We start from the raw sequence: 21,182 nt of genomic DNA on the forward strand, positions 1-21,182 counted from the left end.
ACCGGCATGATGGGGGCATGCCCGAAGGTGACACCGTCTGGCGGCTGGCGCAGCGGCTGCACGAAGCGCTGGCCGGCCGGCCGCTGACCCGCTGCGACCTGCGGGTGCCCAAGCTCGCGACGGTGGACCTGACCGGCCGCGAGGTGCAGGCGGTGGTCCCCCGCGGCAAGCATCTGCTGACCCGTTTCGAGGGCGGCCTCACCCTCCACTCCCATCTGCGGATGGACGGCGCCTGGCAGATCTACGGTCCCGCCGAGCGCTGGCGCGGCGGGCCGGCCCATCAGATCCGGGCGATCCTCGGCACGGCGGAGCACACCGCGGTCGGCTACCGCCTCCCGGTCCTCGATCTGCTGCCGACGGCCGACGAACCGCGGGTCGTCGGTCATCTGGGGCCCGATCTGCTGAGCCCCGACTGGGATGCCGCGGAGGCGCTGCGCCGGCTGCTCGACGCCCCGCGGCGGCCGCTCGGCGAGGCGCTGCTCGACCAGCGCAATCTGGCAGGCATCGGCAACGTCTTCAAGTCGGAGCTGTGCTTCCTGCTGCGCGCCTCGCCCTGGCTGCCCGTGGGGGAGCTGCCCGCACCGGAGCGGGTGCCGGCGCTCGCCAAGAAGCTGCTGGAGGCGAACAAGCGGCGCCCGGCGCGTACCACCACGCCCAGTGCCCGCCCGGACCGCCGGCTGTGGGTCTACGGCCGGGCCGGCCGCCCCTGCCTGCGCTGCGGTACGCCGGTCCGCTCCGCCGACCAGGACCCCGCGGCCGAGGAACGAGTCACCTACTGGTGCCCTCGATGCCAGCCCGGCACAGAGAATTGACGACCCGTCAGCTCGGGCCTACCCTCCCGGCATGCCTCTGCCCGCGTACGACCTCACGGGCCGCACCGCGATCGTGACCGGCGCGGCGAACGGAATCGGCCGTGCCACCGCGGCACTCCTCGCCGCGGCCGGTGCCACGGTGCACTGCGCGGACCTCGACGAACGGGGCGCGCAGGCGACCGCCACGGCACTCACCGCGGCCGGCGGCACCGCGCACGCCCACCGCGTCGACGTCACCCACCGGGCCGAGGTCGCCGCCGTCGTCGATGCGGCCCGCTCGGCCTCCGGCCGGCTCGACGTGCTGGCGAACATCGCCGGAATCATGCACTCCGCCCCCGCCCTGGAGACCGCGGACGAGGATCTGGACCGGGTGTGGAACACCAACTTCAAGGGGGTGCTGTACGGCTGCCAGGAGGCCGCCCGGGCGATGATCGCCACCGGCACCCGCGGCTCCCTCGTGACCATGGCCTCCGGTGCGATCGACACCGGGGCACCGGGCCTGCTCTGCTACGGGGCCGCCAAGGCCGCCGTCGTGCAGCTGACCAGGACGCTGGCCAGCGAGGTCGGCCGGCACGGCATCCGCGTCAACGCCGTCGCGCCGGGCTGGATCCGCACCCCGATGACCGACCGCCCCACCGCGGAGGCGCAGCGGCGGGCGGAGGCGCCGATGATCCGGAGGTCACCGCTGGGGCGGGTGGGAGAGCCGGTGGATGTCGCGCACGCCGTGCTGTACCTCGCGTCGGACGCCTCGTCCTTCACGACCGGCCAGATCCTCCGCCCCAACGGCGGCGTCGCCATGCCGTGGTGAACGCCATCCGGGCCCGCCGGAGCACGGCCCGCCGACGCCGGGACTCGTTCCGGCCCGTCCACGGCACGCAGTGCACCGGCAGCAGGCTCAGGCCCCAGCCGCCGAGCGCCACGGCGCCCTCGACCAGGCCCGCCGCCTGCGGCCAGAACGCCAGCCGGAGCACGGCGCACCACCACAGTCCCCCGACGAGGGCCGCGGATATCCGGCGCCCGGGGACGGCCCGCGGACGACGGCCGGACGGCTCACCCTCCGGGAGCCGGCCGGCCGGTCCGCGGGCCGCGGTTCCACGCCACGCCATGGCTGCCTCCTCCGGCCGACGCTAGACGGGCCCGCCGTCGGCGGGGAGAGCGCACTAGGGCGTTTGCGGCGCGCGGAACCACCACGGGCACCGTCAGTGGGCCTCGGCCTGGAACATCCAGTGGTGCTTCTCCAGGTCGGCGGTGAGACCGATCAGGATGTCCTGGGTGACCGGGTCCGGCTCGTCGGTGGCGATGATCCGCTCGCGCATCCGCCCGATGACCGCGCCCAGGGCGTTCACCATGGCCCGCACCACGTCGCCGTCCTTGACCCAGCCGTCCTGCACCTCGTTGATGCCGCTGGTCTTGGCGACGGTGGCGGCCCGGCCGTCCGGGGACACCCCGATCGCGGCCGCCCGCTCGGCCACCGTGTCCATGTGCGTCCGTGCGCTGGCGACCACCTCGTCGAGCTGGAGGTGCACGGAGCGGAACCGCGGGCCGACGACGTTCCAGTGGACCTGCTTGGCGACGAGGGAGAGGTCCACCAGGTCGACGAGGGCGCCCTGCAGGGCGCTCCCCACGATGCCGCGGGCTTCGTCGGACAGCGTGCTCTTGACGACAGACATCCAGATACTCCTGTTCGAACGGGGATCGAGCCTGACCGGACCCGATCGGGCCGCGCACGGTCCGGACAACCCGTCCGGGTGACCGATCTGGCCGACCGGTCCGGGTGATCGATCCAGGTGGGCGCGTCCCGTGGGCGATCCCGACAGCAATTCGGACCATTTGTCCGATTTAGCCATCGTACAAATGAATCGCACGTTCTGAGCGGCCCGGGGTGATCCGCCGGACCTTCCCGGACAGCACGGAGCCCCGGCGGGCTGCTGCCCGCCGGGGCTCCGGACGCCTGTGAACAGGTGTGTCAGGCCGCGACGACATCCACGACGTCGGCCGGGGACTTGATCGTCACGCGCTCCTCCGGTACGCCGGCCAGAGACGCGACGGACACCGAATTGAGCTTCGGCCGCACCGGCGCCGGCACCGCGTCGCTCGCGGCCGCGGACGCGGCCAGCTCGGCGAGCGCCAGCTCGTCGCTGACCTCCCGCATCAGCTCGGACATGCGCACGTCCAGCGCGTCACAGATCGCCGAGAGCAGCTCGGAGGAAGCCTCCTTCTGCCCCCTCTCGACCTCGGACAAATAGCCGAGCGACACCCGAGCGGAGGACGAGACCTCGCGCAGGGTTCGGCCCTGGCGCTGACGCTGTCGGCGCAGAACGTCACCCAGCAGGCGACGAAGCAGAATCATCGCTGGCTCCCTCCTCGGACCTCGGATCCGGATCCTTCTCGCCCCACCGTACCGCCTCGGGCCGCGGCCGTGCCGGGCGCAAGTACGTGTTCACTCAGGGCTGCAAACATCCATTCCCCCCGTGTTGTTCCGTATCCTGTGCCCGCGCATTTTCTGTCAGTTCGCTCAACAACAGTGCGAGCACCGCGTCAATGGTGTCCCGGCGGATCCGGTCGCGATCCCCCGTGAACGCCAGCCGGCGCACCTCGCCGGCACCGTCCGGCCCCTGCACCGCGACGAAAACGGTGCCCACCGGCTGCCCGTCCTGCGGATCGGGTCCGGCGACGCCCGTGGTGGCGATGCCCCAGTCGGCGCCCAGCACCCTCCGCACACCGGCCGCCATCTGCCGGGCGACCTCGCCGTCCACCGCTCCGCGCGCGGCCAGCAGGGCGCCGTCGACGCCCAGTATGTCCCGCTTGAGGTCGGTGGCGTACGCGGTGATCGAGCCGCGCAGCGCCCGCGAGGCCCCGGGGACCGCGGTCAGCGTGCCGGCCACCAGGCCGCCGGTCAGCGACTCCGCCACGGCCAGGCTCTGCCCCCGTCCGGCGAGCAGCTCCAGCGCCCCGGCCGCGGCAGAACCCGGCCCGGTCACCGGACGGTGTCCTGTTCGGCCCGGGCGGCCCGCTCCCGCGCCAGCCCGGCCCGGCGCAGCACCACGGCCTGCCGGACGTAGTCGAGTCCGGTCGCGACCGTCAGCACCACGGCCGCCGCCATCACCCACCAGCGGAAGGTCGCCAGGGGCCCGGTCAGCACCAGGACGTACATCCCGACCGCGGTGCCCTGCGCCAATGTCTTGATCTTGCCCCCGCGACTGGCCGGAATCACCCCGTGCTTGATCACCCAGAAGCGCATCAGCGTGATGCCGAGCTCACGGAAGAGGATCACGCCCGTCACCCACCAGGGCAGATCACCGAGCACCGACAGGCAGATCAGCGCCGCGCCCATGATCGCCTTGTCCGCGATCGGGTCGGCGATCTTGCCGAAGTCGGTGACCAGGTTGTACGTGCGCGCCAGATGTCCGTCGAAGATATCGGTGATCATGGCGATCGCGAAGGCGGCCCAGGCGAAGGCGCGCCAGGCCCGATCGGTCCCGTTGTCGTGCATCAGCAGCATCACGAAGGCGGGGACCAGCACCAGCCGCAGCATCGTCAGGACGTTGGCGATGTTCCACAGCCCGGCCGGCCGGACGGCCGGCGCCGTGCGCGGGCCACCCGCTGCGGAAGCCGGGACTCCGGTCATCTGGCCGCCTCCTCGGTACACGACGCGCCGTCCACCGACAGCACCTCCGCCACCAGGTCCACGCCCTCGCTCGCCACCACCTTTGCTTCGACCATACGACCCGGCGACAACTCCTGGCCGGTCGAGAGCAGGGTCACGCCGTCGGTCTCCGGCGCCTGGTGCGCGGCCCGCCCGACGAGACCGTCCTCGTCGTCGTCACGGTCGACCAGCACTCGCACCGTCTCGCCGATCCGCTCCTCCGCGCGCTGCGCGCTGAGCTCCTCGGCCAGCCGCGACACCTGGGCCAGCCGCTCGGCGACCTCGTCCGGGTCGAGCTTGTTCTCGTACGACGCGGCCTCGGTGCCGTCCTCGTCGGAGTAGCCGAAGACGCCGATGGCGTCGAGCCGGGCCTCGGTCAGGAAGCGCTCCAGCTCCGCCAGGTCGCCCTCGCTCTCCCCGGGGAAGCCCACGATGAAGTTGGACCGGACACCGGCCTGCGGCGCCTTCGTCCGGATCTGGGCGAGCAGCTCGAGGAAGCGGTCGGTGTCGCCGAAGCGCCGCATCGCCCGCAGCACACCGGGTGCCGAGTGCTGGAAGGAAAGGTCGAAGTACGGCGCGACCTTGTCGGTCCCGGTCAGGACGTCGATCAGACCCGGTCGCATCTCGGCCGGCTGCAGATAGCTGACCCGGATCCGCTCGATGCCGTCGACGGCCGCCAGCTCGGGCAGCAGCGTCTCCAGCAGGCGGATGTCGCCGAGGTCCTTGCCGTAGGAGGTGTTGTTCTCGGAGACCAGCATGATCTCCTTGACGCCCTGCTCGGCCAGCCAGCGGGTCTCTCCGAGCACGTCGGAGGGCCGGCGGGAGATGAACGAGCCGCGGAAGGACGGGATGGCGCAGAACGTGCAGCGCCGGTCGCAGCCGGAGGCCAGCTTCACCGACGCCACCGGGCTGCTGCCGAGCCGGCGGCGCAGCGGGGCGCGCGGCCCGGAGGCGGGCGCGATGCCCTCCGGCAGGTCCTCGGGCGGGGCGGCCGGCGCCTCGGCCTGGGCGTGGCCGGGCAGCGCGACCCCGGCGGAGCCCTGCCGCTCGGCCGGGCTGATCGGCAGCAGCTTGCGGCGGTCGCGCGGGGTGTGCGAGGCGTGGACGCCGCCGCTGAGGATGGTCTGCAGCCGGTCGGAGATGTCGGCGTAGTCGTCGAAACCGAGCACGCCGTCGGCCTCGGGCAGCGCCTCGGCGAGCTCCTTGCCGTAGCGCTCGGCCATACAGCCGACGGCGACCACGGCCTGGGTTCTGCCGCCGCCCTCACGAGCCGCGGTCTTCAGATCATTGGCTTCCAGCAGGGCATCGACGGAGTCCTTCTTGGCGGCCTCGACGAACCCGCAGGTGTTGACGACGGCGACATCGGCTTCGGCGGCTTCCTCGACCAGCTCCCAGCCGTCCGCCGCCAGGCGGCCTGCGAGCTCCTCCGAGTCCACCTCGTTACGGGCGCAGCCAAGGGTGACAAGGGCGACGGTACGGCGTTCGGGCATAGGCCTCAGCCTACTTCGTCCCGGACACCCCCTTCGCGCGCAGGTCTCCGCCGCCGGGCCCAGGGGCCCCGGGCCGGGCGGCGGACGCGGTCCGGAGCGTGGCGCTCAGCCCGCCTGGGGGTCCCCCGGCGTGTAGCTGAGCCGCTCGACGGGCCCCTTCTCACCGATCTCCTTGACCTCTTTGCCGTTGACGTACAGCTGTACGACCGGCGCATTGCCGAGGACCAGGTCGATCCGCTTCTTGTCGGTGATCGTCTTGGACTCGCCCTGCTTGAGCAGGCTGTCCTCCAGCAGCTTGCCGTTGGCGTCCTTGGCGGAGACCCAGCTCTGGCCGTCCTTGGCGGTGACCTTGATCGTCACCTTGTCCTTCGGCAGCCCGGCGACCGCACTGTCGGACGGCTCCGGCAGCGGCGGCTTGATCGTCGAGGGATGGCGGGTGGGCGCCGGCGCGGGCTTGGCGTGCGAATCGGACGCGATCGGACTGTTGTCGCTCTTGTCGCCGCCGGTGAAGAGCGTGAAGCCGGCGAAACCGACCACCGCGACGATCGCCGCGACCATCGCCGCCGTCCAGTTCGGGCGGCGCGGCTCGGAGCGGATCCGGTCGGCCTCGTAGATCGGGGCGGCCAGGTCGGTCGGCGTCGGCCGGCCGCCGTGCTCGGCGTCGAAGTGCGCGATCAGCGGGCCGGGGTCGAGCGAGACGGCGCGGGCGAGCGTTCTGATGTGCCCCCGGGCGTAGACGTCACCGCCGCAGCGCGAGAAGTCGTCCTGCTCGATCGCGTGCACGATGGGGATGCGCACCCGTGTCGTCGTACTGACCTCTTCGACGGTCAGTCCCGCGGCGATACGGGCCTGCTGGAGGGCGCGACCGACGGAAGGCCGGTCAGCTTCGGGGGAGTTGCCGATGGACACGGGCGGCGCCTTTCGAGCGTGTAGCCACCTGCTGGAAGCTCAGTCTAGGGGTGGAGCGAAAGGGTCGGGCAAGCGGGAGAGCTCGGTTTGTACGCCATCAGAACGCCCCGCGGGGGTGCCGTGCGGGTTGATGATGAAGCATCGTTCCCTCGCCTCCCTCAACTTGACGTGTCGGCAGGAGAAACGGTTGCTTGCGTCTCCCGTACGGGTGACCCGGATGTCTGTGCTACTCCGTAGCCTCCCCCCGGATCACCGCCAGCACTCCGTCCAGTTCGTCAGGTTTCACAAGAACGTCACGAGCCTTCGACCCCTCGCTGGGCCCGACGATGTTGCGCGACTCCATCAGGTCCATCAGCCGGCCGGCCTTCGCGAAGCCCACCCGCAGCTTGCGCTGGAGCATCGACGTCGACCCGAACTGGGTGGAAACCACCAGCTCAGCGGCCTGACACAGCAGGTCGAGGTCATCGCCGATGTCCTCGTCGATCTCCTTCTTCTGCTTGCTGCCCACCGTCACGTCGTCCCGGAAGACCGGGGCCATCTGGTCCTTGCAGTGCTTGACCACGGCGTGGACCTCGGCCTCGGTGACGAACGCGCCCTGCATACGCGTCGGCTTGTTCGCCCCCATCGGCAGGAACAGCCCGTCACCCTTGCCGATCAGCTTCTCGGCACCCGGCTGGTCGAGGATGACCCGGCTGTCGGCCAGCGAGGACGTGGCGAACGCGAGCCGCGAGGGCACATTGGCCTTGATCAGGCCGGTCACGACGTCGACGGACGGCCGCTGGGTGGCGAGCACCAAATGGATGCCGGCGGCCCGGGCGAGCTGGGTGATGCGGACGATGGAGTCCTCCACGTCGCGCGGCGCGACCATCATCAGGTCCGCCAGCTCGTCGACGATCACCAGCAGGTACGGGTAGGGCGCCAGCTCCCGCTCGCTGCCCTCGGGCGCGCTGATCCTGCCGTCGCGCACCGCCTCGTTGAAGTCGTCGATGTGCCGGAAGCCGTAGGCCGCCAGGTCGTCGTAGCGCAGGTCCATCTCGCGCACCACCCACTGCAGCGCCTCCGCGGCCCGCTTGGGGTTGGTGATGATCGGCGTGATCAGGTGCGGGATGCCCTCGTAGGCGGTCAGCTCGACGCGCTTGGGGTCGACCAGCACCATCCGGACGTCCTCCGGGGTGGCGCGCATCATCACCGAGGTGATCAGGCAGTTGATGCAGGACGACTTGCCGGAGCCGGTGGCGCCGGCCACCAGCATGTGCGGCATCTTCGCGAGCGAGTGCATGACGTACCCGCCCTCGACGTCCTTGCCGAAGGCCACCAGCATCGGATCGTCGTCCTCGGCGGATTCCGCGAGCCGCAGCACGTCGCCGAGGTTGACCATCTCGCGGTCGGTGTTGGGGATCTCGATGCCGACCGCGGACTTGCCCGGGATCGGGCTGATGATCCGGACGTCGGGGCTGGCCACCGCGTACGCGATGTTCTTCGCCAGCGCGGTGATCTTCTCGACCTTGACGGCCGGACCCAGCTCGACCTCGTAGCGGGTGACCGTCGGACCGCGGGTGAAACCGGTGACCGCGGCGTCGACCTTGAACTCCTGGAAGACCGTGGTCAGCGCGGCCACTATGGCGTCGTTCGCGGCGCTGCGGGTCTTGCCCGGCCCGCCCCGCTCCAGCAGGTCCAGCGACGGCAGCGCATAGGTGATGTCCCCGGACAGCTGGAGCTGCTCGGCGCGCGGCGGCAGCTCGCCGGAGGGCTCGGGCGGGGCCTTGGTGAAGTCCGGTACGGACGCGGTGGGCGGCTCCTCGGCAGGCGTCGGCTCCGGCTTCGGCCCGGCGCCGCGGGCCGGCGGGACCGTACCGCTCTCCTCCGACGTGTCCGCGCCGTCGTGCTCGCGGTGCTCGGTCGAGATGCCGCTGCTGAGCCCGGCCACGAGCGGGGAAGGCTGGACGCCGTGCAGCACCGCGCCGTCCAGCGCCGCGGCGGCTGCGGCGGCCACGTCCACCGCGTCCATCGGCCGGTCCGCGGCGGGCTGTACGGAGCTCCGGCGCGGTCGCCGCCGCTTGGCCAGCGCCGCCTCCTCCAGGGAGTCCGGGTCGGCCGGGGCGGACGCCGCGGGGGTACGGCGGCGGGGGCCGCGCGCGGGCTGCTCGCGCCAGTCCTCGGCGTACTCCTCGGCCTCGTCGAAGTCCACCTCCTCCTCCAGGGGGTGCACCACGCCCAGCCGCACGCCGAGCGCCCGCAGCCGCTGCGGGATCGCGTTGACCGGGGTCGCGGTGACCACCAGCAGCCCGAAGACCGTCAGCAGCACCAGCAGCGCCACGGCCAGGGTCTGGCCGACGGTGAAGATCAGCGGCTTGGAGGCGACCCACCCGAGGTAGCCGCCGGCGTCCTGTATGGCCGCGAAACCATCGCCGCGCCCCGGCGAGCCGCAGGCCATCGCGACCTGCCCGAGGACGCCGACGACCAGCGCCGACAGCCCGATGACGATCCGTCCGTTGGCCTCCGGCTGCTCCGGGTGCCGGATGAGCCGCACCGCGATGCCGCCGAGCAGTATCGGGACGACCAGGTCGAGACGGCCGAACGCGCCGGTCACCAGCAGTTCGACGAGGTCGCCGACCGGACCGGAGAGGTTGGACCAGGTGCCGGCCGCGATCACCAGTGCCAGACCGAGCAGCCCGAGGGCCAGGCCGTCCTTGCGGTGCGCCGGGTCGAGGTTCTTCGCGCCGCGGCCCATCCCGCGGAACACCGCTCCGATGGCGTGGGCGATCCCCAGCCAGCAGGCGCGGACCAGGCGGTACACCCCGCCGGTCGGGGACGGTGCCGGTCTGGGCGGGGCCTTCTTGACGGGCGCCTTCTTGGCCGGGGCCTTCTTGGCCGGGGCCTTCTTGGCCGGGACCTTTTTCGCCGCGGCCTTCTTGGCGGGCGGTTTCGCGGGCGCCTTCTTCGCTGCGGTCTTCTTGGCCGCGCCCCCGGACCGTCCGGCGCGCTGCTTCGAGGGGCCCGCCGTGCTCTGGGTTCCCTTGCCGGACGTACGTGAGGCCATGGCGACGAGATTACAGGCGATCGCGGGCATGACACGAGCGCACGGCGCTTCACCCATCCGTGTCGCGCGCCCGTCTCATGAAGGGGCGTCAGCAGCCCGCGGGCCGCCCCGCGCTCACCCCGTGGTGGCCCCGGCCCCGGGCTCCAGGGCGTCCAGCGCCCGGCGCAGCCCGGTGAGTTTGCGCTCCAGGTGGGCCGCGGTGGCCACCGCTGCGGCGTCCGCGGTCTCGTCCAGCTGCTTGGACAGCGCCTCCGCCTGCTCCTCGACCGCCGCCAGCCGCGCGGACAGCTCGGCGAGCAGCCCCGCCGACTCCCTCGCCTCGTCGGCGCTGGGCCGGCCGCCCTCCAGCTGCAGCCTCAGCAGGGATGCCTGCTCCCGCAGTTGGCAGTTCTTCATGTATAGCTCGACGAAGACCGAGACCTTCGCGCGCAGCACCCACGGGTCGAACGGCTTGGAGATGTAGTCCACCGCGCCGGCCGCGTAGCCGCGGAAGGTGTGGTGCGGACCGTGGTTGATGGCCGTGAGGAAGATGATCGGGATGTCACGGGTGCGCTCACGCCGCTTGATGTGCGCGGCGGTCTCGAAACCGTCCATGCCCGGCATCTGCACATCGAGCAGAATCACCGCGAAATCGTCCGTGAGCAGTGCTTTGAGCGCTTCCTCCCCGGACGATGCCCGCACCAGTGTCTGATCGAGCGCGGAGAGGATCGCCTCCAGCGCCAGCAGATTCTCCGGCCGGTCATCGACCAGGAGGATCTTGGCCTTCTGCACCATGGCCCGTCCTCCTCGCCCCGGCAGTGAACCGGACGCCGCCCCAGGGGACGACTCCGTCATGCCGCCCGTCCTTGTGCCGGTCATGGTAGCTGCACCCCGCCTGTCGCCACACCCTGTCACCGCGATGTCACTGTGCACGTAGCAGAAACGCAGACAGAGACGAGAAGGTTCCCCGGATCCGGGGCCTCCACACGTCCGCCGCCACACTCCGTCAGCACGCGATGATCCTCATTCCGGCTCCATACTGGACGCCCTCTCACTCCGCGCGCATCCATTGCTCCATGACCGACAGCAGATGGTCGGTGTCCACCGGCTTGGTCACGTAGTCGGAGGCCCCGGAATCGATGCTCTTCTCCCGGTCGCCCTTCATGGCCTTCGCGGTCAGCGCGATGATCGGCAGCCCGGCGAACTGCGGCATCCGGCGGATCGCCGCGGTGGTCGCGTAGCCGTCCATCTCCGGCATCATGATGTCCATCAGCACCAGCACGATGTCGTCGTGCTGCTCCAGGACCTCGATGCCCTCCCGGCCGTTCTCCGCGTACAGCACCGACAGCCCGTGCTGTTCCAGGACGCTGGTGAGCGCGAAGACGTTGCGGATGTCGTCGTCGACGATGAGCACCTTCTCGCCGTGGAAGCCGCCCTCGAAGCCCTGCTCGACGAGGTCCTGGCCGTTGCCCAGCCAGGGTTCCTCGGCGGCCGGCCGCTCCGGCTGCGCGGGCGCCTGCTTGGCGGGCGCCTGCGGGGCGGGCTGCGGCGGGCCGGACGGCTGCTGGCCGGGCAGCGCGAACCGCCGCTGGGACCCGGAAATCGCCCGCCGGCGACGCCGGTTGAGGCTTCCGCCGCCCACCTCCCGGCGCGGCGCCTCCTCCGCCTCCTGGATCCCGGCCTCCGTCTCGCGCGCCTCCGCGTCCATCGCCAGCCCGCCGGCGACCAGCTGCGGGTAACCCTGCGGCGGCAGACCGCCCGGGTTGTGCGGCAGGTAGAGCGTGAAGGTGGAGCCGCGGTTGGGCTCGCTCTGGGCGTGGATCTCGCCGCCCAGCAGACGGGCGATCTCCCGGCTGATGGACAGGCCCAGACCGGTACCGCCGTACTTGCGGCTGGTCGTGCCGTCCGCCTGCTTGAACGCCTCGAAGATGACCCGCATCTTGCTGGACGCGATGCCGATGCCGGTGTCGGTCACGGAGAACGCGATCATCTCGGCGTCCGGGTCGCGCAGCGAACCGTGTTCCAGCAGCTGTTCGCGAATGGCCACCGGGACGTCCGCGCCGGCCGGCCGGATGACCAGCTCGACCGCGCCGGTGTCGGTGAACTTCACCGCGTTGGACAGCAGGTTGCGCAGCACCTGCAGCAGCCGCTGCTCGTCGGTGTGCAGCGTGGCCGGCAGCTCCGGCGAGACCCGTACGGAGAAGTCGAGCCCCTTCTCCGCGGTCAGCGGCCGGAAGGTGGCCTCGACGTAGTCGACGAGCTGGACCAGCGCGATCCGCGTCGGGCTGACGTCCATCTTGCCGGCCTCGACCTTCGACAGGTCCAGGATGTCGTTGATCAGCTGGAGCAGGTCGCTGCCCGCGCCGTGGATCGTCTCGGAGAACTCGACCTGCTTCGGGGAGAGGTTCCCCTCGGCGTTGTCGGCCAGCAACTTGGCCAGGATCAGCAGCGAGTTGAGCGGGGTGCGCAGCTCGTGCGACATGTTGGCCAGGAATTCCGACTTGTAGCGCATCGAGACCGCGAGCTGCTCGGCGCGCTCCTCCAGGACCTGCCGGGCCTCCTCGATCTCGGTGTTCTTCACCTCGATGTCGCGGTTCTGCGCCCGCAGTTGCTCGGCCTTCTCCTCCAGTTCGGAGTTGGACAGCTCCAGCGCCTTCTGCCGGCTCTCCAACTCGGCGGAACGCTCGCGCAGTTGCTCGGTCAGCTCCTGCGACTGCTTGAGCAGCACCTCGGTCTTGGTGTTGACCGAGATGGTGTTGACGCTGGTCGCGATCATCTCGGCGATCTGGCTGAGGAAGTCCTTCTGGATCTGGGTGAACGGCTGGAACGACGCCAGCTCGATCACGCCGAGCACCTTGTCCTCGAACAGCACCGGCAGCACGATCACGTTCGCCGGCGGCGCCTCGCCCAGACCCGAGGCGATCTTGAGGTAGCCGGCGGGCACGTTCTCCACCAGGATCGTGCGCTTCTCCTCGGCGGCCGTGCCGATCAGCGTCTCACCGGGCTTGAAGGTGGTGGGCATATTGCCCCCGGCGTAGCCGTACGAGCCCATCAGCCGCAGCTCGTACTCGCCCGACTCGCCGCCGTCCGCGCCGATCTCCTGGCTGTCCGGCTGCGCCGCCAGGAAGAACGCGCCGTGCTGCGCGGAGACCGCGGGCGACAGCTCGCTCATGATGAGCGTGGCGACGTCCTTGAGGTCGCGCCGGCCCTGCATCAGACCGGAGATCCGGGCGAGGTTGCCCTTGAGCCAGTCCTGCTCCTCGTTGGCGAGGGTGGTCTCGCGGAGCGTGGCGATCATGGTGTTGACGTTGTCCTGGAGCTCCAGGATCTCGCCGGCCGCGTCCACGTCGATCCGGACGTTGTGGTCGCCGAGGGTGACCGCCGCGGCGACCGCGGCGATGGCGCGCACCTGCCGGGTCAGGTTTCCGGCCATCTCGTTCACGGATTCGGTCAGGTCCCGCCAGGTGCCGGCCACGCCCCGCACCTGAGCCTGACCGCCCAGCTGGCCCTCCGTACCCACCTCGCGGGCCACCCTGGTGACCTGCTCGGCGAAGGACGACAGCTGGTCGACCATGGTGTTGATGGTGGTCTTCAGCGCGAGGATCTCGCCGCGCGCGTCGATGTCGATCTTCTTGGTCAGATCACCCTTGGCGATGGCGGTGGTGACCATCGCGATGTTGCGGACCTGGCCGGTCAGGTTGTTGGCCATCGAGTTCACGGACTCGGTGAGGTCCTTCCACGTCCCGGCGACTCCGGGGACGCGGGCCTGACCGCCCAGGATGCCGTCGGTGCCCACCTCGCGGGCCACCCGCGTGACCTCGTCGGCGAACGACGACAGCGTCGTGACCATCGTGTTGACCGTGTCGGCGAGCTGCGCGACCTCGCCGCGCGCCTCGACCGTGACCTTCTTCGTCAGGTCGCCGTTGGCGACCGCCGCGGAGACCTGCGAGATGTTCCGCACCTGGATGGTCAGGTTGTTGGCCATCAGGTTGACGTTGTCGCTGAGGTCCTTCCAGATGCCGGTGACGCCCGGAACCCGTGCCTGGCCGCCCAGTTGGCCTTCGGTACCGACCTCACGGGCGACCCGGGTCACCTGCTCGGCGAACAGCGACAGCTGGTCGACCATCGTGTTGACGGTCGTGACCAGTTCGAGGATCTCGCCCTTGGCGTCGACGGTGATCTTCTTCGACAGGTCACCGCGGGCGACCGCGGTCGTCACCTCGCCGATGTTGCGCACCTGCGACGTCAGGTTGTTCGCCATGAAGTTGACGGACTGGGTGAGGTCCTTCCAGGTGCCGCTGACGCCCTGCACCTCGGCCTGACCGCCGAGGATGCCCTCGGTGCCCACCTCGCGGGCGACCCGGGTGACCTGCTCCGCGAAGGACGAGAGCTGGTCGACCATGGTGTTCAGGGTGTTCTTGAGCTCCAGGATCTCGCCCCGGGCGTCCACGTCGATCTTCTGCGACAGGTCACCTCGCGCGACGGCCGTGGCGACCTGTGCGATGTTGCGGACCTGGGCCGTGAGGTTGCCGGCCATGCCGTTCACGGAGTCGGTCAGATCGCGCCAGACGCCGGCCACGCCGGGCACCTGCGCCTGACCGCCCAGCCGGCCGTCCGTACCGACCTCCCGGGCGACCCGGGTGACCTGCTCGGCGAACGCGGAGAGCTGGTCGACCATCGTGTTGATGGTGCTCTTCAGCTCCAGGATCTCGCCGCGCGCGTCCACGTCGATCTTCTGCGACAGGTCACCGCGCGCCACCGCCGTCGTCACCTGGGCGATCTGCCGCACCTGAGAGGTGAGGTTCCCCGCCATGAAGTTGACGGAGTCGGTCAGCTCCTTCCAGGTGCCGCTGACGCCGTCCACCCGGGCCTGACCGCCCAGCCGGCCCTCCGTGCCGACGTCCCTGGCCATCCGCGTGACCTGGTCGGCGAACGACGACAGCTGGTCCACCATGGTGTTCACGGTGTTCTTCAGCTGGAGCATCTCGCCGGAGACGTCGACGGTGACCTTCTGCGACAGATCGCCGTTGGCGACCGCTGTCGTCACCTGCGCGATGTTGCGCACCTGCCCGGTGAGGTTGCGGAACGCGGTGTTGACGGAGTCCGTCAGGTCCTTCCACGTCCCCGCCGCCCCGGGCACCGCCGCCTGGCCGCCCAGCTCACCCTCGACGCCGATCTCCCGTGCCACCCGCGTCACTTCGGCACCGAACGAGGAGAGCTGGTCCACCATCGTGTTGACGGTGTTCTTCAACTCCAGCATTTCCCCGGCCACATCGACGGTGACCTTCTGCGACAGATCGCCGTTGGCGACCGCCGTCGTCACCTGCGCGATGTCCCGCACCTGGGCCGTCAGGTTGCGGAAGGCGTTGTTCACCGAATCGGTGAGGTCCTTCCACGTGCCCGCGGCACCCGGCACCTGCGCCTGACCGCCGAGCTGCCCCTCGGCCCCGACCTCGTTCGCCACCCGCGTCACTTCGTCCGCGAAGGTCCGCAGCGTTTCGGTCATGGTGTTGATCGTGTCGGCGAGCTGGGCGACCTCGCCGCGTGCGCTGACCGTCACCTTCTGCGACAGGTCACCGTTGGCCACGGCCGTGGTGACCTGGGCGATCCCGCGCACCTGAGCGGTGAGGTTGCCGGCCATGAGATTGACCGAATCCGTCAGGTCCTTCCACACCCCGGCCACACCGGGGACCTGGGCCTGACCGCCGAGCTCGCCCTCCGTACCGACCTCGCGGGCAACCCGGGTCACCTCGGAGGCGAACGACGACAGCTGGTCCACCATCGTGTTGACGGTGTTCTTCAGCTCCAGCATCTCGCCGGCGACATGGACCGTCACCTTGCGCGACAGATCACCCTTGGCGACCGCCGTGGTGACCAGCGCGATGTCCCGCACCTGTGCGGTCAGCCGGGACGCCATGGTGTTGACGGATTCCGTGAGGTCCTTCCACGAACCCGACATTCCGCGCACCCGCGCCTGGCCGCCGAGCTTGCCCTCCGTACCGACCTCGCTGGCCACCCGCGTGACCTCGTCGGTGAACGCGGAGAGCTGGTCCACCAGACCGTTGACCGTCCGGCCGACCTTCAAGAATTCACCGCGCAGGGGATGCTCCGAAGAACTGTCCGAACTGCGCGACCGAAGATCCATCCGCTGTTCCAGATCGCCCTCGGACACCGCCGAGAGCACCCGGCCGACCTCGGAAACCGGCCGTACCAGGTCGTCGACCAGCGCGTTCGAGGCGTCGATGGCCGCGGCCCAGGAGCCTTCGGCGGCCCCGACCTCCAGCCGCTCCGTGAGTTTTCCCTCACGTCCGACGACCCGGCGCACCCGCGCCAGCTCGCCCGTCAGATGCAGATTGCGGTCCGCGACCTCGTTGAAGACCGCCGCGATCTCCGACATGACGCCGTCGCCGGAAACCGTGAGCCGCTTGCGGAAGTTCCCGTCCCGCATGGCGACCAGAGCGACCAACAGCCGATTCAGCGCAGCCGTATCCACCTCGGTCGTCCCGTTGCTCCGGGAACGTCCGCCTTTCGCGCGCGTGCTTGCGCCCCGCGCCGCTGCGCCAGACTCCACCGTGTCCCTCCCGCAGGGTCGACCGTTCTACCCGGGCTTTCTCTTGATACTTGCCCAGTGTTTCACCATGGCCCAACCAGGCCATAACAGTTCGGCAGCATCGCACACCGTCCCACGGCACGATTGGGGCGGAAACACACGTGACCGGCATCCTCGGCCGCGGCGAAGGTAAGTAACCTGGCATACGGCTGTCCACCCGCCCCGTGACCACGCGTACGGGCGGTGGCACGAGCACACCAGGTATTTCCGGAGGGGCGCCGCGACCATGGGGGAGCAGATCACCGACACACGCATGAGGAGACCAGTGATCACCGCGCGGGCCGCCGCAACCTTCGAGCCGGTCGGGCGCTCGGTCGCCACCGCCCGTGCGTTCGTCCGCGACACCCTCCAGGGCTGGGGCTGCGCCGACATCATCGACGACGCCGTCGTCCTCACCAGCGAGCTGGTCACCAACGCCGTCGTGCACGCCGGCACCGCCGCGGACGTCCTGTGCCAGCGCGACGACGACGGCGTGAAGATCTCCGTCGCCGACCGTTACCCCGAACGGGAAATCCCGCTCCAGAACGCCGGCCAGGTCATCGTCCACCCGGACCGCGAGGGCGGCCGCGGACTGCTCCTGTGCGGCGCCCTCGCCACCCGCTGGGGCGTCGAATACAGCCCCGCCCAGAAATACGTCTGGTTCCAGCTCGACCTCCCCGAGCGCCCCGCCGGCACCCGCTCCGCCGGCCCCGCCCTCCCCGTCGACGCCCTCCCGGTCACCGACAGCCGGGTCCGCGTCGCGGTGATCCAGATCGACCGCGGCGGCTGCATCAGCTTCTGGAACGAGGACGCCCAGGCCCTCTTCGCCTACGACCCCGAGCAGGTCATCGGCAAACCCCTCACCGACTTCGCCGCCTGGCCGCACACCCCCGGCACCGGCACCGGCATCGCCGAGGCGCTCCAGCTCTCCCGGTGGGAAGGCTCCTACGGCATGCGCGGCGCCGACGGCCGGGTCGTCCCCGTCTACGCCTCCCACCTGCGCGTCCGCGACGCCGACGGCGAGGCCTCCACGGTCTGCCTGCTGGTCCGCGACCACGAACGCGCGATCCTCCAGAGCCCCCAGCGCACCCCCGCCGACGACACCGCCTCGCACACCGGCCAGGCCGCCCAGTCGTCGGCCCACCCCTCCGACCCGTTCGAGGTCTTCATCGGCTCGCCGGCTCCCGACGACCTCGACGGCCTGCTCCAGCGCACCGTCGAACGCGCCCGCGACATGCTCGACGGCGACGCCGCCTACCTCCTGCTCGCCACCGACGACGAGACCGAACTGGAGGTCCGCGCCTCCACGGGCCTGCCCTCCGCCCGCCAGCGCTTCGCCCGGGTCCCCGTCGAGGCCGGCTCCGGACGCTACGGCTCCGCCCGGATGCCCGCCGTCCACGAGGACCTCACCGCCGTCCCCGGCGCCGTCCCCCTGCTCAGCGGCACGGGCATGCGCTCCGTCGTCACCGTCCCCCTCAAGGTCGAAGGACGGCTGACCGGCTCCCTCGGCGTGGCCGCCGAGAACCCCGGCCGCTACACCAACGAAGAGGCCCTCCGCCTCCAGTTCGCCGCCGACCGCATCGCCCTCGCCGTCGAACGCGCCCGGCTGACCGAACTCGAAAAGCTCCGCCGCGGCTCGCTGTCCTTCCTCGTCGAGGCGTCCGACCTGCTGGCCGGCACCCTCGACCGCGACCAGACCCTGGCCCTGATGGCCCAGATGACGGTCCCCACCCTCGCCACGTGGTGCGCCGTCTACACCGTCGCCGACCAGGCCTCCGAACCCGAGCTGTCGTACGTCCTGCACGAGGACGAGGACCGCATCGACGGGCTGAAGACCCTCCTGATGAAGGTCGACCCGCCCGAGCCGGTCCCCACCCCCGGCGCCCGCATCTGGACCGCCCCCAGCGACGCCGCCCACGACGCCGCCCTGCGCACCTCCATGCGCAGCCTCGGCCTGGGCAACGCCGCCCGCCCCTCCAGCGGCCCCGGCGCCACCCTCGCCACCGCCGCCGCGGTCGGCGGCGAGACCGTCGTACTCCCCCTCGTCGCCCGCAACCGCGTGATCGGCATGCTCACCCTCGGCAAGCCCACCGAGGAGCACTTCCGCCAGGAGATCCTCGAACTCGCCGAGGACCTCTCCCGCCGGGCCGCCCTCGCCCTGGACAACGCCCGCCTCTACTCCGAGCGCACGGCCATCAGCCAGTCCCTCCAGCGCAGCCTGCTGCCCCCGGAGCTGCCCGACATCGCCGGCGTCGAGGTCGAGGTCATCTACCGCGCGGCCGGCGAGGGCAACGAGGTCGGCGGCGACTTCTACGACCTCTTCCCGATCCGCGACGGCGCCTACGGCTTCGCCATCGGCGACGTCTGCGGCACCGGCCCGGAAGCCGCCGCCGTCACCGGCCTCGCCCGGCACGCCCTGCGCCTGCTCGCCCGCGAGGGCTTCGGCGGCCCCGCCGTCCTGGAGCGGCTCAACGCCGCCATCCTCGACGAAGGAGCCCGCAGCCGCTTCCTGACCCTCCTTTACGGCGAGCTCTGGCCCCAGGACGACGGCAGCGCCCTCCTCAAGGTCGTCTGCGCCGGCCACCCGCTGCCGCTCCGGCTGCGCCAGGACGGCACGGTCGAACCAGCCGCCGAACCCCAGCCCCTGCTGGGCGTCATGGACGACCTCGAACTGTACGAGCAGACCGTCACCCTGGACCCGGGCGACGTCCTGCTGTGCGTCACCGACGGCGTCACGGAGCGCCGCGAGGGCGCCCGCATGCTCGGCGACGACGGCCTCACCGACGTCCTGACGACCTGCACCGGCCTGACCGCCGGCGCCGTCGCCGCCCGCGTCCTGCGCGCCGTGGAACGCTTCGCCGCCGAACCGGCCTCCGACGACATGGCCATCCTCGCCATGCGCGTCCCCGAGCCCCAGCCCCAGACCGGCTGACCCCGGGGCGGGCCACCGCCGTGTGACCCGCCCCAAACCCCCGCGGCCGCCCGCCCAGGACCACCGGCAACCTTGCGCGCGGTGCAGGACACCTCTGACCGCCCTGCACTGGAGTCCTCCCCAGGCCCGCACACGATCGGCCCATGCCCACCACCACCGGCGATCAGCTCGCCGTCGTCAGCCGGACCGGCTCCACCGTCACCTTCTTCGACTCCACCGGCCACGAGGTGCTCAACGTCCTCGACATGCCCCCGCAGCCCCACGAACTCTGCTTCGACCCTGACCGCCGGCTGCTGTACTGGTCAGCGTCGAAGCCACCGACACCGAGCCCGGCGGCGTGGTGATCCTCGACAGCCGCACGCACGCCCGCCTCGGCCGTATCCCCGCCATGCCACCCGGCCCGCACTGGCTCGTCGTCACCCCCGACGGCCGGCGCGGCTACACCACCAACAAGGAGGCCCCGTTCCGACGGCCGCCAGTTGATCGTCGCAACCCCCAAGGCCGACTTCGCCCCCCGGAACCCGGCCGAACCGGCCCTCCGCATCATCGACACCATCTCCGACGAGACCGTCCGCACTCTGCCGACCAAGGGCCACGTCTGGCCACCCTCGGCCCCGAGCACACCGGCATTTCCGGGGCACACGGCCTGGCCTATATCGAGGCCGCACAGAACTGAGGTGAACTGAGGAGAACTGAGGCCCCCTCACCCGCGGCCACATACGACAAAGGCCCCCGCCATTCGGCGAGGGCCTTTGCGTCTTGAGCCCCAATACGGAATCGAACCGTAGACCTTCTCCTTACCATGGAGACGCTCTGCCGACTGAGCTATTGGGGCCGGCAACAGAAAGAATATTACCCCAACTCCGCGGCGTTCACGAACCACCCCGGCCCGCTCCTAGAAAGCCGGCTGCAGCAATCCCCCCAGCGCATTGCACGCACTGACCATCTTCTGCAGCTCGCGCCGCGACATCCCGGCGTGCACCGGCAGCGTCAAGGTCTCGTCCACCGCCCGCTCGGTCTCCGGCAGGAACACGTCCCGCCGCAACCCCGGCAGCCGGTACACCGGCGCCTGTACCGGCACCCGGCACCCAACGCCCTTGGCCCGCAAGGCCCGTGCGAAAGCGTCCCGGTCCGGCCGGCCGTTCCCCGGCACCCGCACCACGTACTGTGCGTAAAGGTGCCCCGACGCCGGCGCGGGCGTCCGGACCCCGCTGAGCCGCTCGTCCAGATACGCCGCATGCGTCCGACGCAGCTCCGTACCCGCCGGGTCCGCCCCGGCCTCGTCCTCCACCAGCACCAACAGCCCCTGCCGCTGCCCCACTTCACGCAGCCGTCCGACCTCCGCCGGCCGCCCGAACTTGTGGACCGCCACGACCGCCACCGTCCGACTGGACACCACTTCGGCCACCGACGCCGGGTCCAGGCAGTAGCTGTCCGCGTCCACCTCGGCGAACACCGGCACCGCGCCCAACTCCACGACGGCCCGGGCCACTTCGGCGTTGCCGTACGCCGGCACCACGACCTCATCCCCGGTCCGCACACCGGCCGATTTGAGCGTTCCCACAGTCCGCATGAGGCGGATCCTTGTCAGATGAGGTGAACGTCGAGTTACGCCCACCACCCGAAAATCGGAACAAAAAAGCTCCGGTCCCTGAACCACGAGGGTTCAGGGACCGGAGCTGAAGAATTGTTCGGCGGCGTCCTACTCTCCCACAGGGTCCCCCCTGCAGTACCATCGGCGCTGAAAGGCTTAGCTTCCGGGTTCGAAATGTAACCGGGCGTTTC

15 protein-coding genes, 1 tRNA gene and 1 rRNA gene are annotated in these 21,182 nt (G+C 70.9%); 4 read left to right on the plus strand and 13 right to left on the minus strand.

Features of this window, described 5'->3' with window-relative positions; translation table 11 throughout:
* Window positions 1–17 precede the first annotated feature (17 nt).
* A complete protein-coding gene (locus tag IG62_RS0128605) occupies window positions 18–812 on the plus strand; it encodes an Fpg/Nei family DNA glycosylase (RefSeq protein ID WP_030809451.1) in 795 nt (264 codons plus the stop codon).
* Between the two features lie 31 nt (window positions 813–843).
* On the plus strand, window positions 844–1,620 hold the full coding sequence (locus IG62_RS0128610) for an SDR family NAD(P)-dependent oxidoreductase (protein ID WP_030809454.1): 777 nt from the start codon (window positions 844–846) through the stop codon (window positions 1,618–1,620).
* Here the strand turns inward: IG62_RS0128610 and IG62_RS45355 are convergent.
* The 10 genes from IG62_RS45355 to IG62_RS0128655 form a co-directional block, all read right to left on the minus strand.
* A complete protein-coding gene (locus IG62_RS45355) occupies window positions 1,568–1,918 on the minus strand; it encodes a hypothetical protein (RefSeq protein WP_234326790.1) in 351 nt (116 codons plus the stop codon). The two genes, IG62_RS0128610 and IG62_RS45355, sit on opposite strands and share 53 nt — an antisense overlap.
* Before the next feature lie 93 nt (window positions 1,919–2,011).
* Window positions 2,012–2,482: a Dps family protein gene (locus IG62_RS0128615; protein WP_030809457.1), complete on the minus strand. Its 471-nt coding sequence runs from the start codon at window positions 2,480–2,482 to the stop codon at window positions 2,012–2,014.
* A 296-nt stretch (window positions 2,483–2,778) separates the two neighbouring features.
* Entirely contained in the window at window positions 2,779–3,162 is a 384-nt protein-coding gene (locus IG62_RS0128620) for a helix-turn-helix domain-containing protein (RefSeq protein WP_030415589.1), read from the minus strand.
* A gap of 94 nt (window positions 3,163–3,256) precedes the next feature.
* Window positions 3,257–3,793: a CinA family protein gene (locus tag IG62_RS0128625; RefSeq protein WP_030809460.1), complete on the minus strand. Its 537-nt coding sequence runs from the start codon at window positions 3,791–3,793 to the stop codon at window positions 3,257–3,259.
* On the minus strand, window positions 3,790–4,440 hold the full coding sequence (pgsA, locus tag IG62_RS0128630; protein ID WP_030809463.1) for a CDP-diacylglycerol--glycerol-3-phosphate 3-phosphatidyltransferase: 651 nt from the start codon (window positions 4,438–4,440) through the stop codon (window positions 3,790–3,792). The genes IG62_RS0128625 and pgsA overlap by 4 nt, the downstream gene beginning before the upstream one ends.
* The gene (gene rimO, locus IG62_RS0128635) at window positions 4,437–5,948 is read right to left on the minus strand and encodes a 30S ribosomal protein S12 methylthiotransferase RimO (protein WP_030809466.1); all 1,512 of its coding nucleotides are present in this window, start codon (window positions 5,946–5,948) and stop codon (window positions 4,437–4,439) included. The genes pgsA and rimO overlap by 4 nt, the downstream gene beginning before the upstream one ends.
* A gap of 105 nt (window positions 5,949–6,053) precedes the next feature.
* On the minus strand, window positions 6,054–6,857 hold the full coding sequence (locus tag IG62_RS0128640) for a helix-turn-helix domain-containing protein (protein ID WP_030809469.1): 804 nt from the start codon (window positions 6,855–6,857) through the stop codon (window positions 6,054–6,056).
* Window positions 6,858–7,083: 226 nt separating this feature from the next.
* The gene (locus IG62_RS0128645) at window positions 7,084–9,927 is read right to left on the minus strand and encodes a DNA translocase FtsK (protein ID WP_030809472.1); all 2,844 of its coding nucleotides are present in this window, start codon (window positions 9,925–9,927) and stop codon (window positions 7,084–7,086) included.
* 84 nt (window positions 9,928–10,011) lie between these two features.
* Window positions 10,012–10,671 (minus strand): response regulator, encoded by a 660-nt coding sequence (locus tag IG62_RS0128650; RefSeq protein ID WP_030809475.1) that lies wholly within the window; start codon window positions 10,669–10,671, stop codon window positions 10,012–10,014.
* A 256-nt stretch (window positions 10,672–10,927) separates the two neighbouring features.
* The gene (locus IG62_RS0128655; protein ID WP_078872302.1) at window positions 10,928–16,447 is read right to left on the minus strand and encodes a HAMP domain-containing protein; all 5,520 of its coding nucleotides are present in this window, start codon (window positions 16,445–16,447) and stop codon (window positions 10,928–10,930) included.
* A gap of 292 nt (window positions 16,448–16,739) precedes the next feature.
* On the opposite strand from IG62_RS0128655, the gene IG62_RS0128660 reads away from it, so the two are divergent.
* Window positions 16,740–19,397, plus strand: coding sequence for a SpoIIE family protein phosphatase (locus tag IG62_RS0128660; protein ID WP_234326791.1), 2,658 nt, complete (start codon window positions 16,740–16,742; stop codon window positions 19,395–19,397).
* A 143-nt stretch (window positions 19,398–19,540) separates the two neighbouring features.
* Window positions 19,541–19,741, plus strand: a complete 201-nt coding sequence (locus IG62_RS0128665) for a YncE family protein (protein WP_030809484.1) — start codon at window positions 19,541–19,543, stop codon at window positions 19,739–19,741.
* 418 nt (window positions 19,742–20,159) lie between these two features.
* Here the strand turns inward: IG62_RS0128665 and IG62_RS0128670 are convergent.
* The 3 genes from IG62_RS0128670 to rrf form a co-directional block, all read right to left on the minus strand.
* A tRNA-Thr gene (locus IG62_RS0128670) sits at window positions 20,160–20,232 on the minus strand.
* 60 nt (window positions 20,233–20,292) lie between these two features.
* Entirely contained in the window at window positions 20,293–20,970 is a 678-nt protein-coding gene (locus tag IG62_RS0128675; protein ID WP_030809487.1) for a DegT/DnrJ/EryC1/StrS family aminotransferase, read from the minus strand.
* A gap of 116 nt (window positions 20,971–21,086) precedes the next feature.
* Window positions 21,087–21,182 (minus strand): 5S ribosomal RNA (gene rrf / locus IG62_RS43455); the annotation flags it as partial.

Source organism: Streptomyces sp. NRRL S-337, assembly GCF_000720175.1.
GTDB classification, from domain to species: domain Bacteria; phylum Actinomycetota; class Actinomycetes; order Streptomycetales; family Streptomycetaceae; genus Streptomyces; species Streptomyces siderophoricus.